Below are 11,569 nucleotides of genomic sequence, written 5' to 3' on the forward strand. Positions count from 1 at the left end.
CCACCGAAATTATGCTATGTATTATTGCGTCAGGGACTGGCTTTAGGGACAAAACCGGCGTTTTTGGGCGGTTTTTGCCGTGTCGATGTCTTGACGTTCGCAAATGGCGGGCGTAGTCTGCGCCTTCGTGGGATTTGTAGACCGGCTTGCGGCCACGTTAAAAACCGCTAAAGAGGACAGGATGGCATCGCCCCCCTGACCTGATTATTTGCCGGTCGGGGTTTTTTATGCCCGGTATGTGAAATGCGCCGGGCACAGGAGCAAGACGATGACGACCGAAAAAAAGGCTTCCGATAAATGGCGTGCCGCAACCCGTTCTGTGCGGGGCGGTACCAAACGCAGCGGATTTAACGAAACCTCCGAAGCCATTTTTATGAATTCCGGCTATGTCTATGACACCGCCGCCGAGGCCGAAGCCTCGTTTGATGGCAGTGGGCCGGAACGTTTCGTCTATTCACGCTTTGCCAATCCCACTGTTGCGATGTTTGAAGAACGCCTGGCCTTGCTTGAAGGTGTTGAGCATTGCCGCGCAACAGCGTCGGGCATGTCGGCGGTGTGGAATGCGCTGGCGGCCTGTACCAAGGCGGGCGGGCGTGTTGTGGGTTCGCGCGCGTTGTTTGGGTCGTGCGAGTTTATTCTGACCACGCTGTTGCCGCGTTTTGGTGTTGAAACCGAACTGGTCGATGGCACGGATCATGATGCGTGGGAAAAGGCCCTGTCCAAACCGGCCGATGCGGTTTTCCTTGAAACACCGTCAAATCCGACCCTTGAAGTGATCGACATCGCCTTTGTTGCCGAACTTGCGCACAAGGCCGGTGCCAGGGTGGTGGTGGATAACGTGTTTGCCACCCCGATTTTGCAGCACCCGTTTGAACTGGGTGCCGATATTGTGGTGTATTCGGCCACCAAACATATCGATGGTCAGGGCCGGTGCCTTGGCGGGGCGATCCTGTTTAACGACAAGGAATGGCACGATAACCATTTAACCCAGTTTTTGCGCCATACCGGGCCAAGCATGAGCCCGTTTAACGCCTGGACGTTGCTAAAGGGCCTTGAAACCCTGAGCCTGCGGATGGATGCCCATATTCGCAATGCGACCGAACTTGCGACGTTTTTGTCGCAGCAGCCGCAAATTTCCAATGTCATTTATCCCGGGCTTGCCAGCCATCCGCAGCATGAAATTGCGATGAAGCAAATGTCGGGCCGGGGCGGCGGGTTAATCGCGCTGGAACTGGCGGGCGGCAAGCAGGCGGCGTTTTCGTTGCTTGATAATTTGCAGCTGATTGATATTTCAAACAATCTTGGCGATGCCAAAAGCCTTGCCACCCACCCCTGGACCACGACGCATCAGCGCGTACCGGGTGAAGACAAGCTGACGATGGGCATTACCGAAGGCATGTTGCGTCTTTCGGTGGGGCTGGAAGACATTGATGATTTGAAAGAAGATCTGTTCGCGGCGTTGAACGTATAAAAAACATCACAATATGAGCAATTGCCACGACGGCCTGACATGTGCAGGCCGTTTCTTTTTACAGATTTATGGCACAAATAAGGGGGTGTTTGCGTTTACACAGGTAGCGGTTTGAACCGCGACTGTCTAAATACTGCACCAAGAGTAAACAGGGCTTTCCGTAATGTGCGGAGAAATCTGGTCTGGAGTTCTGAATGTACAAGGCTGTAACAAACAAGATCAAGGTATCGGTCAAGCCGAGTTTTCTTGATGAGCAATCAGACCCGAATCGTCATCGTTATGTCTGGGCCTATCGTGTGTTGATCGAAAATGAAGGCGACAATACGGTTAAATTGTTGCGCCGTCATTGGCGGATCACCGATTCTCGCGGGGCAACCCAGATCGTGGACGGGGATGGCGTGATCGGTGAACAGCCTGTGATCGCGGCGGGCGAAAGTTTTAAATATACCAGTGGCGCACCACTGGCGACGCCGGGTGGATTTATGGTTGGGCACTATGTCATGGCTGATCTCGAGGGCAACGAGTTTAACATTGAAATTCCTGCTTTCTCACTCGATAGTCCGCACAGCGCGACAACTTTGAACTAATATAAATGCCAGGGATACTTTGCCGGGGTCAGGTGCAAAGAACCGTTCAGGACAGATAAAGAGGATAGACTATGTGCAACGACGAAACGGCAGTGAACCGCCCCAGCCGAGAACAGGCTGAGGAAGCGGTACGCACATTGTTGCGCTGGGCGGGCGATGATCCCGACCGTGAGGGATTACGCGGCACCCCTGATCGCGTTGTGCGATCCTATGGCGAATTTTTTGCCGGTTATGAACAGGACCCGGCCGAAATTTTGCGCCGCACCTTTGATGAAACCGATGGCTATGACGAAATCGTGCTGTTGCGCGATATTCGTGTCGAAAGCTATTGCGAACATCACATGGTGCCAATCATTGGCGTGGCCCATGTGGCCTATTTGCCGCGCAAACGGGTGGTGGGCATTTCCAAGCTGGCCCGCGTGGTCGAGGTTTATGCCAAACGCCTGCAAATTCAGGAAAAGATGACGGCACAAATCGCCAATACCATTCAGGAGGAACTTGATCCTCTGGGGGTGGCTGTTGTGATTGATGCCAACCATCAATGCATGAGCACACGCGGCGTTCACAAAACCGGTGTTTCGATGGTAACCAGCCGCATGTTGGGCGCATTTCGCGATGATCCGGTCACAAGGCGCGAATTTTTCTCGATGATCGGGAAATAAGCGTGCTGCCGGTTTGGCCGACATGATGATTTGATAATTTCGGGCTGCACATTCATGATGTGCAGCCTTTATTTTTGGGCGTTGTGCGCGGTTTGGTTAAAACCCTAACCGGGTCAAGGTGCGATCAATTGCGCCGATATAGGATCCGCCAAACAGCCGGGCATGCACCAGCAACGGGTAAAGATTATACAAATCGCGCCGGTGGGTGAAAAATACCGGATCAATCGGGCGATGGTGCTGGTAGCAGTGAAAAAATTCCGATGTTAAATCCCCGAACAGGGTGCCAAAGGCCAGTTCAATTTCGGCATCGCCATAATAAACCGCCGGGTCAATCAAGGCTGCCAGCTTGCCCTGATGATACAGAATATTGCCGCCCCATAAATCGCCATGCAGCAAAGACGGCGTGATATCTGGTGCGATAAACTCGCCCAGCCGGGGCGCTAAATTTTCCAGGCGGCGGTGCAGGGGAGCGGGCAGGTTGCCCTGTTGGGCGGCGCAATTTGCCATAAATAACAGGCGATGATCGCGGAAAAAATCGATCCAGTTTTGGGTTGCCGGGTTGGGCTGGGGCAAACCACCAATCAGGGTGTCGATATCGAACCCGAAATCAGGCCGGGTCACATTGTGTTGGGCAGCCAGCACAGGTGCCAGATCCCGCAGGCCGCTTCGCCCCGCATCGCCATCTGCCGTCACATATTCCATCACCAGCAAATTATCGTCGGAAAAGATTACACCGGGATAAGGCACTGGCGAGCTTTGCCCCAGTGCGGTCAGCATCAATCCTTCGGTTCGGGCTTGCCCATTACGGGTTTGTTTGGCAATGACCCTGGTATGGGGCATGTCACGGGGTGCGGTGGGGCCGGGAAGGGTGATTGCACGGTCAAGCACCAGCATATCCACCCGCGCCATCGCACTTTGTGACAGGTTTTTGCCCGGATGACGGTGCGCCCGGTAATATCCTTAATGCGTTGCGTCAGTGAATGTGTCTGTGCCGCTGTCATGAATGCATCGATGCTTGTTTTTACAAATTGTGCTGATCACGCACATAATCGAGCAGGTTTCGCGATGTCTCTTCGATCAGGTCGAGAACATGGCTAAAGCCACCGGCCCCGCCATAATAAGGGTCCGGTACGCTTTGGCCCCGGCGTTCGGGGTGAAAATCCAGAAACAGTTTTATCCGCTCCTGCCGGTGTTCGGGGCAGGCGCGTTGCAAAATATCCAAATGCCCGTCATCCATGGCAATCAGATAATCGAATGTGTCATAGTCGCTGATGGCGAGTTTCCGGGCGCGCAACGGGGATAAATCATAGCCGCGTTTGGCGGCTTCTTTTACCGTACGCCGGTCTGCAGGCGCGCCAATATGGTATGATGTTGTGCCACAGCTATCGACGACGATGTGGTGGCTTAACCCCGCCTTTGCAACCATGTGGGCAAAGACGCCATCGGCGGTGGGCGAGCGGCAAATATTCCCGGTGCAGACAAACAAAACCCTGATCATGCTTATTTTCGCCCTGTTCCCATCGCGTGGCCGCAAATTGATAAACCCGCCGCAAGTTTTACACCTGACAGGGCCAGCGTGAAAGCCCGTGCGTCTTGGCGCGGGTTTTGGTCCTTGGTAAAATGGGGCTGGTCGGGGCTTTTGTAACAGCTTCGTGATATTTATTCACGCAGCGTGACCGCAGCAACAGAAGCTTGTAAGATTACGCCAACAATCAGGGGTATAATGCGTTAATGCAGGAATTTGTTTCGTTTGGCCTTCAAGGTGCGTTAATTCGCCAACTGGCATGGTTGCCGCAGGGATACGAGCTTGTCCCTGAAAGCACCGTTATGACATCGGGCCGCTTGCGCACCGTGATGTTACGCCTTGAAGCGGCGGCAGGGTCCTATGTGCTGGTCAAGCTGGGCCGTCATTTGGCCTTGAAGGAACAGGCACCAATTTTAACCATGCTGCGCCACGGCGGCACGCCAAGCCTGGTTGCAGAACGCTGGCGTCGGCTGGAAAGTTATGCCCATGCCCGGGGCCGGACGGAATATCAGGCGACAAACCGTTCTATTACCCTGCATCGCGGGGCTGTGCGCGGGCAGGCCCCGTCACGGGTGGAAAACCTGTTATTGCACGGTTTTATGGTTGGCCTGCTTGAAGCGATCGGGGTTGAAGGCATTACCAGCGTGGTTTTGCCCTCCCACGGGTCGGGTGTGACCATGGTGCGCAATGGCAAACTGGTAAAGGTGCGCGATTTTGCCGGGCGCGGGCTGCGCTGGCGCATTAGCTGGCAAAGTTTTGTGCCGGTATCGCCGGGCTACCCGTTTATGGCCAACATGCCCGGTACGGCCCCGCCTGCCATAGTAGGGCGCCCGGTTATTCGCAAACTGGCGGCCATTCTTGAAGCCGATGTCGGCCGTGGCTGGACCATCGACGAGGTGGCTTCCCAACTCGATACATCGGCCCGCACGCTTCAGCGCCGCTTGCAAAATGCCAATACCCGCTTTTCCGATTTAATGCGCCTGACACGGGTGCGCGAGGCCTGCCGATTGATCGGCGGTACACAAATGTCGATTGGTGAAATCGGCTATTGGTGCGGCTTTACCGACAACGCCCATTTCTCGCGCGATTTTCGCCGACTTGTCGGAATGCCGCCTTCTGTTTATCGTGAAGCCTATTTGGGGCATGCGGGGTTGACCCGCGCCTGATATTGACAGGTGGGCAAGGGGTTTGATGGCAGATCGCGTTCTTGAAATTTCCGATCTGGTGGCGGGAGATCTTCCTTCGGTTACTTTGGCGCTGCATGTGGGGGAAATTGTCACCCTGCGCGGGCCATCGGGCATTGGCAAAAGCCGCCTGTTGCGCGCGATTGCCGATCTGGAACCCGCCCGTTCGGGCAGCGTAAAGCTGCGCGATGCCAACCTTGCCACCATGCCCGCCCCCAAATGGCGCGACCGCGTGCGCTATCTTGCCGCCGAACCGGGCTGGTGGGCAGAAACCCCCGGTCCGCATTTTCGCGAAATATCGGCTGTGCGCACCCGCCTTGCGGCCTTGTTACTGCCCGAAAATATCCTCGAGCGCCCGATCGCCGAACTTTCAACCGGCGAACGCCAGCGACTGGCTTTATTGCGCGGTATGGAAGGCGCACCTGCGGTTTTGTTGCTTGATGAACCAACATCGGCACTGGACCCGGCGGCCAGCGATGCGGTGGTTGACATGCTGCGGATCTATGCCAAACGCGGCGGGGCGGTTTTGCTGGTTACCCATAATCCGCAACAGGCCAAACTGCTGGGGCATCGCCATTTCCATCTTGATCAAACCGGATGTCACGAAATATCCCTCGACGACATGGTGGCGGGCGTCAAATGATCAATCAGTTTGTGCATCTTGATATTTTTGATGTTGGTCTGGCAGCGATTTTGTTGCTGGCGCACGGGTTGGTTTCGGTGGTCTACCGGCTGGGGCTGGGCCGCAAAATTGTCGTTGCGGGCCTGCGCATGGTGGTGCAGCTGTTGCTGCTGGGGTTGGTGTTGCAATATCTGTTTGCGCTCAATGCTCCGGCCTGGACCGTTCTGTTAATTGTTATCATGGTGCTGTTTGCCGGGCGCGAGGCCACGGCGCGGCAAAAATATCGTTTTACCGGGCTGTGGGGTTTTGCCTTTGGCACCGGGGCAATGGCGGCGGCCTCTATTGTGGTTACGGTGTTTGCGCTGACCACCCAGTTTCGCCCCGACCCGTGGTATGATCCGCGCTTTGTTATTCCCTTGCTGGGCATGGTTCTGGGCAACAGTCTGAACGGGGTGTCGCTGGGCCTGATGCGTCTGGGCGAAGCGGCCCACGACATGCGCCCGGCGATCGAGGCCAGGCTGGCCGTTGGCGGCACGCGCAATCAGGCTTTTGCCCCTGCCATGCGGGTTGCCATGCAAAACGGGCTGACCCCGGTTTTAAATTCGATGTCGGCCTGCGGCATTGTTTTTATTCCCGGCATGATGACCGGACAAATCCTTGCCGGGATTGACCCCTTGCAGGCAGTTCTTTATCAACTTCTTTTGATGTTCCTGATTGCCGGTGCCACCGGGCTTGGCGTGTGGCTGGCCGTGCGGTGCGGGGTTTGGCGGCTGAGCGATCCGCGCCATCGTTTACGATTGGACCGCCTTAAAATCCGCTAGCTTTCGTGTCCGGGCCGCTGCCTGCGATATATCTGTTTTGTTGACCACATAGCGAGTTTGTCATGCCCGCCGATGATTATGCCGGTTTTTTGCCCCCTGTTTTTGCCAACCGGCCCGACGGGGAAGATATCACCCTTCGTACCTTTATCGTTGGCGATCCGCTGCCGGACCATCAAATGGCGGGCATTCCCGCCCCGCTGCAAATGTTCCTTGATCTGGTTGCCCCGGCCATGGAACGTGCCGGGGCCGATGGCTTTGCCCATTTGTGGCTGGATCATCACCCGCACGAACAGCCCGGCTGGCGGTTATCACTGGCCCATATTGGCACGGTGGCAGATTTAAATGCCGCGGTGGCCAAACCTTTGGCGCGTCTGGCCCAGGCAATGTCGGTAACGGAATTTGAAACCGCCAACTGGGAGGAAACCCGCCCGTTATGGCGCAAGCGTGCGCAACCGGTTCGGCTGGTCTATTGGGGCCGTTTGGGCCGCCATGTGCGCGCCGTTATTGGTCATGGGGATGCGCCGTCTTTTTATCTGCCCGCCGGGGCGGGGGTGCGCAGTGATCAGGCCGTTGCCAGCTTGCCCCTGCTTGACGACATGCTGGGCGCACGGTCGGTTCTGGCGGCAGACGGGCTTGGGTTTGAAAATGCCCTGCAAATCGGCATTGCCCTTGGCCGGGCACATTTGATCGAAAGCTGGATCGAGGCCGGGGGCGATGAAAAAGAACCGTATTTCCGCCCGATGCAAATCTGGCATCAGGCATGGCTAACCCACGCGGTGATGGATCTGGCAATTGCTTCGCTTGCCATGTCGGGCCAGCCCCCAATGCCCGCGCTTGATTATGCGGGCGATGCCACACCGCAAAGCCGCAAGGCCGCACTCGATGATCTATCGGCATGGTTAACCGCGCTGTTCTTTTCCGAGGCCAACCCGGCACATCGCAATGCTTTCATTGCCGGGGTGCAAAATGCTGTCTGGCTTGACCCCGATTTGCAGCAATATGTGCAGCCGCAACAGCGCGATGAAATCATACAGGGCCTGTTGCCCTATTGCCGCTGGTTTCTGGCGATGGCGCTTTATAACCATTTGGGTAATCTGGCTGACGATCGCGCGACCGCCGATCAGATCAGCCTTTTTGATTTGCTGGTGGCAAGCCTGCCCGAATTGGCCAGTTTGAACAGCCTGTCGACCCAGCGTGATATCGAACAGCATATTATTCGCATCGATGCCGCCCGGGCCGCGGCGGCGTTTGATGCGCTGGTTATCCCGTTTTGCGATCTATTGATGCCGGGCCTGTCGCTTGCGGCGTCGCGCCATCAGGCCGGTTAAAAACGGGCAGGTTAGGAACGGCGGTGGCGCGGCGGTGGCACGGCGATGATCCCATCGATATCAGGGCGCTTCACCGCCTTCTGGCCCCCAGAAAATAACCCAGGTGACAAAATCGTCGCTGAAATCTTCAAATCTGTGGTCGATTCCGGCGGGCACAAACAACACATCGCCCGCGCCAAACGGGCAATGTGACCCGCCCCGGTAAAACATCCCCGACCCGGACTGGACAATATAAAGCTCGTCCTGACGATGGGGTGTCTGCGGGTCGCTCTTGTCGGGCGCATATATTTCAACCGACATGCTGCCATGTTCTAACAAAACCTCGAACCGCGGATCGCGGCGGGTACGCAGGGCTTGCATCGCATCTTGCAGGTTTCCCTGCCACATGTACGCATTGGTCTTATCGGCGGGCAGGGTGTTTGTCGGTATCTTTGCCATGCTGAAATCCTTCTGTTGGGCTTTCAGCATCCCGGTCCTTGCGCGTTTTAAAAAGGTCCGCTCCGAAAATATCGGGCGGACCATTTTGTCGCGCTACAATCGCGTCAGCATTATCAAGGGTAAGACGGCAATTCCCGGCCAGATACAATACGAAACCGCATGGCAAGGCCGCTAACCGCGACCAGACTGGCAATCACAATGCCCCAGAACAGGCCCGCAACCCCCAAGTCGCGGACAAAGGCCAGATAATATCCCGCCGGGATCATGACGCAGATATAGGAAAACATGTGTAAAACCGTCGGTGCCCATTTATCGCCCGTCCCGCGCAGCGCACTGATGGCGGCATTTTGGCCACCATCAGTGGGGAAAATAATCGGCATTAACAGCAACAGGCCGGAGGTTCCGGCAATCACGACGGCGTCTTCACTAAACAGCGCTGCCACCCATGCCGGAAAGAAATAAAGCGGCAAGCTCAGGCAAAACATCACCCCCATGGTTGTCAGCAGGCCGATCCACCCTGCCAGCGCCATATCGGCACGGTCCCGCCGGCCATAGGCAATGCCAACCCGCACAGATGTGGCCGATGCCAGCCCCAGCGCAAACATAAACATCAGCGACAAAATGGTCATGGTAATGCCATAGCTGGCCGCTGCCATGATGCTGATGCGCCCGGCAAAAAGCTGCATCGTGCTAAAGGCGGCTGTTTCCATGCCCTGGCTGGCCCCGGCGGCATATCCCATCGACCGGATATCGCGCGAATGATGCCACCAGTTTGCAAACCCGTCGCGCAAGCCGAACAAAACATGGTCGCGCATCAACAAGACATAGGCCAGCATGGTGCCCGCCATTAACCAGCGAATGATGGTCGATGTCCATGCCGCACCGGCAGCACCTAGCTCGGGCATACCCCAAACGCCATAAACCAGCCCGTAATCAAGGATCAGGTTCACAACATTGGCAGCCACCATCAGCATCATGCCCGGTAATGGGCGCTGTAACCCTTCCATAAAGAAAGAACAGGAAATGTAAATCAGGGCCGCAGGCATGCCCAGTGCCAGAATATGTGCCAGTTCGGTGGAATGTTCGATAATCGCGCCGGGCTGGCCGCTCAGGATGAAAATCCATTTTGACTGCCAGGCAAGGACTGCCAGGCCAAAGCCTAAAATAACACCATACGGAAAACACGCCCGCCAAACCTGCCCTGCTGCCTTGGGGTTGTTCCGGCCAATGGCGTGCGATGTCATAATCATGATGCCGATCAACAGACCAAACCCCGTGATCATTAAGGAAATGAACGGCGCATGGGCAATGTTGAGATAGGCCAGGCTGGAACTGTCGTAATTGCCGACAATAATGGTATCGACCACCGACATGATCAGCATGCCGATGCGCGCTATCACCACCGGCAGGGCCAGTCGGAACAGTTCGGACAAATGCCGTTTCACCCGGTTATGGGGATAAAGCGGCTGGGGCGATATATCGGGCATCATGCCATTGTGGGGCGTCGTCATGGGTCTGGGCGTTTCCGAAATGTGTCCCTGTCTGATATGTCCGTTGGTGGCGGCGACATATCAGTTGATGACGGGGCATCTTGTTAAATGAAGGCACGTCTACCGAATGGGGGGAATGGCCGTTGTCATCAAAGCGGGATTATCCGTGATAATCGCGCGAACACCCCAGGACCGCAATAAGCGCGCCCGATCCGGATCATTGACCGTATAACAGATCAAAGGCACCTTTTCGCCTGTTATTTCAGCACATTTTTCAGCTGTAAGTTGTTTTTGGTCCACATGCAGGGCTGCGGCCTTCAGGGTTTCATACCGGCTTTTCCAGTCGCCCGGAATTTCCTCTACCAGCCAGCCACAATCAAGGCTCGGGCACAGCTCCGCCATCACGGCCACCACATCGGCATCAAAGCTTGATAGCAAAATGGGCACATCGCGACGATTGCCAATTTCGGCGGCAACACGGCGTGCCAGCACCATGGCATCACAGCCCGATGGCTTGATCTCAAGGTTAACCCCCATATCAAGGGCGGCCAGTGTATCAAGTGTTTCGCTCAGTGTCGGAATCCGCTCCCCTTTATATATGTCTGAAAACCATGCCCCGGCATCAAGGGCGCGCAAGCTTGCCAGATCCTGATGATGAACAGGGCCGGTGCCATTCGTGGTGCGATCAAGGGTGTCGTCATGGATCAGCACACATTGTTCATCTGCACTTAACGTCACATCACATTCAATCCAGTTAACCCCGCGCACCTGGGCAATTCGAAAGGCGGCAATGGTGTTTTCCGGGGCTTCAATCGAGGCGCCGCGATGGGCGATAATATGGGGAATGCGGATCATGCTGTGCTTTACCTGTTTATAGAGGAACTGGCGGGCGGATCGCGAATGCCGCCGGTCTGGCCGCATGTCCGTTCGCCGTCCAATGCCCCGTTTGTATCAAATGTGGCTAAAACCTCTTTACGCTGCCTGCAAAATTTACAAAAGCGAAAATACTATGTCGATCCAGGGCGGGTTTTCTTCGTTTATGACGGGAAATGCCCGGACTCCAAGGCAATAGCCGGTGGATACCTCACCCGTCATTTGTCATAAAACCGCCATTGCGGGTCGGTATTGCAGTGCGGCCCTAAAAAATGCTGCACCCGCGATGTCCGCAAACCCCAGCTTTTATGCGGACTGTTTCGGGCAGGCACCTAACTTTAAGCAAAAATCTCACAAATTCTTCAAATAAGGTGTTTACAGGTCGCGGGTTGGGGCCTATAACCCGCCTCCACCGACGGGGTGCGGCGCTACGAACTACGGCGACGCGGACTGGCCGGGACGAGGTTTTCCCTCGAAGTTCTTTGACATTGTTGATCAGTAGGAAGGGATGCGCGGGCGGCGTTATGGCGCTACAGTCTGTGCATCCTGGAGACGACGGACCTTTTTG

The 11,569-nt window shown here is 55.9% G+C and carries 12 protein-coding genes and 1 riboswitch; of the genes, 7 read left to right on the forward strand and 5 right to left on the reverse strand.

What is annotated here, in order from left to right; genetic code table 11:
- Nucleotides 1-117: 117 nt before the first annotated feature.
- A riboswitch (SAM riboswitch) is annotated at nucleotides 118-192 on the forward strand.
- 76 nt (nucleotides 193-268) lie between these two features.
- The 3 genes from metZ to folE all read left to right on the forward strand — a co-directional run bounded on the left by metZ (nucleotide 269) and on the right by folE (nucleotide 2,720).
- Nucleotides 269-1,471: an O-succinylhomoserine sulfhydrylase gene (gene metZ, locus TMES_RS21600; protein ID WP_085586505.1), complete on the forward strand. Its 1,203-nt coding sequence runs from the start codon at nucleotides 269-271 to the stop codon at nucleotides 1,469-1,471.
- Nucleotides 1,472-1,665: 194 nt separating this feature from the next.
- On the forward strand, nucleotides 1,666-2,058 hold the full coding sequence (apaG, locus tag TMES_RS21605; protein ID WP_085586507.1) for a Co2+/Mg2+ efflux protein ApaG: 393 nt from the start codon (nucleotides 1,666-1,668) through the stop codon (nucleotides 2,056-2,058).
- A 71-nt stretch (nucleotides 2,059-2,129) separates the two neighbouring features.
- Nucleotides 2,130-2,720 carry a GTP cyclohydrolase I FolE gene (folE, locus tag TMES_RS21610; protein ID WP_085586509.1) on the forward strand — a complete coding sequence of 197 codons (591 nt, stop codon included), beginning with the start codon at nucleotides 2,130-2,132 and terminating at the stop codon, nucleotides 2,718-2,720.
- 96 nt (nucleotides 2,721-2,816) lie between these two features.
- Here the strand turns inward: folE and TMES_RS21615 are convergent, their stop codons facing one another.
- Together TMES_RS21615 and TMES_RS21620 are read right to left on the reverse strand one after the other, a co-directional pair.
- On the reverse strand, nucleotides 2,817-3,608 hold the full coding sequence (locus tag TMES_RS21615; RefSeq protein WP_158091292.1) for a fructosamine kinase family protein: 792 nt from the start codon (nucleotides 3,606-3,608) through the stop codon (nucleotides 2,817-2,819).
- A gap of 133 nt (nucleotides 3,609-3,741) precedes the next feature.
- Nucleotides 3,742-4,218, reverse strand: a complete 477-nt coding sequence (locus tag TMES_RS21620) for a low molecular weight protein-tyrosine-phosphatase (RefSeq protein WP_085586513.1) — start codon at nucleotides 4,216-4,218, stop codon at nucleotides 3,742-3,744.
- Nucleotides 4,219-4,451: 233 nt separating this feature from the next.
- On the opposite strand from TMES_RS21620, the gene TMES_RS21625 reads away from it, so the two are divergent.
- The 4 genes from TMES_RS21625 to TMES_RS21640 all read left to right on the forward strand — a co-directional run bounded on the left by TMES_RS21625 (nucleotide 4,452) and on the right by TMES_RS21640 (nucleotide 8,200).
- Nucleotides 4,452-5,411: a helix-turn-helix transcriptional regulator gene (locus TMES_RS21625; protein WP_085586515.1), complete on the forward strand. Its 960-nt coding sequence runs from the start codon at nucleotides 4,452-4,454 to the stop codon at nucleotides 5,409-5,411.
- A gap of 25 nt (nucleotides 5,412-5,436) precedes the next feature.
- Entirely contained in the window at nucleotides 5,437-6,072 is a 636-nt protein-coding gene (locus tag TMES_RS21630) for an ABC transporter ATP-binding protein (protein WP_085586517.1), read from the forward strand.
- Nucleotides 6,069-6,872 carry an ABC transporter permease gene (locus TMES_RS21635; RefSeq protein ID WP_085586519.1) on the forward strand — a complete coding sequence of 268 codons (804 nt, stop codon included), beginning with the start codon at nucleotides 6,069-6,071 and terminating at the stop codon, nucleotides 6,870-6,872. The genes TMES_RS21630 and TMES_RS21635 overlap by 4 nt, the downstream gene beginning before the upstream one ends.
- A gap of 62 nt (nucleotides 6,873-6,934) precedes the next feature.
- Nucleotides 6,935-8,200, forward strand: coding sequence for a hypothetical protein (locus tag TMES_RS21640; RefSeq protein WP_085586521.1), 1,266 nt, complete (start codon nucleotides 6,935-6,937; stop codon nucleotides 8,198-8,200).
- Nucleotides 8,201-8,260: 60 nt separating this feature from the next.
- Here the strand turns inward: TMES_RS21640 and TMES_RS21645 are convergent, their stop codons facing one another.
- From TMES_RS21645 to TMES_RS21655, 3 genes are all read right to left on the reverse strand, one after another.
- The gene (locus tag TMES_RS21645) at nucleotides 8,261-8,638 is read right to left on the reverse strand and encodes a cupin domain-containing protein (protein ID WP_211275988.1); all 378 of its coding nucleotides are present in this window, start codon (nucleotides 8,636-8,638) and stop codon (nucleotides 8,261-8,263) included.
- A 113-nt stretch (nucleotides 8,639-8,751) separates the two neighbouring features.
- Nucleotides 8,752-10,149: an MATE family efflux transporter gene (locus tag TMES_RS21650; RefSeq protein WP_085586523.1), complete on the reverse strand. Its 1,398-nt coding sequence runs from the start codon at nucleotides 10,147-10,149 to the stop codon at nucleotides 8,752-8,754.
- A gap of 99 nt (nucleotides 10,150-10,248) precedes the next feature.
- Entirely contained in the window at nucleotides 10,249-11,049 is an 801-nt protein-coding gene (locus tag TMES_RS21655; RefSeq protein ID WP_245835545.1) for a glycerophosphodiester phosphodiesterase family protein, read from the reverse strand.
- Between the last annotated feature and the right edge of the window lie 520 nt (nucleotides 11,050-11,569).

The sequence above is a fragment of the Thalassospira mesophila genome (assembly GCF_002115755.1).
In the GTDB taxonomy this organism is placed as follows: Bacteria; Pseudomonadota; Alphaproteobacteria; order Rhodospirillales; family Thalassospiraceae; genus Thalassospira; species Thalassospira mesophila.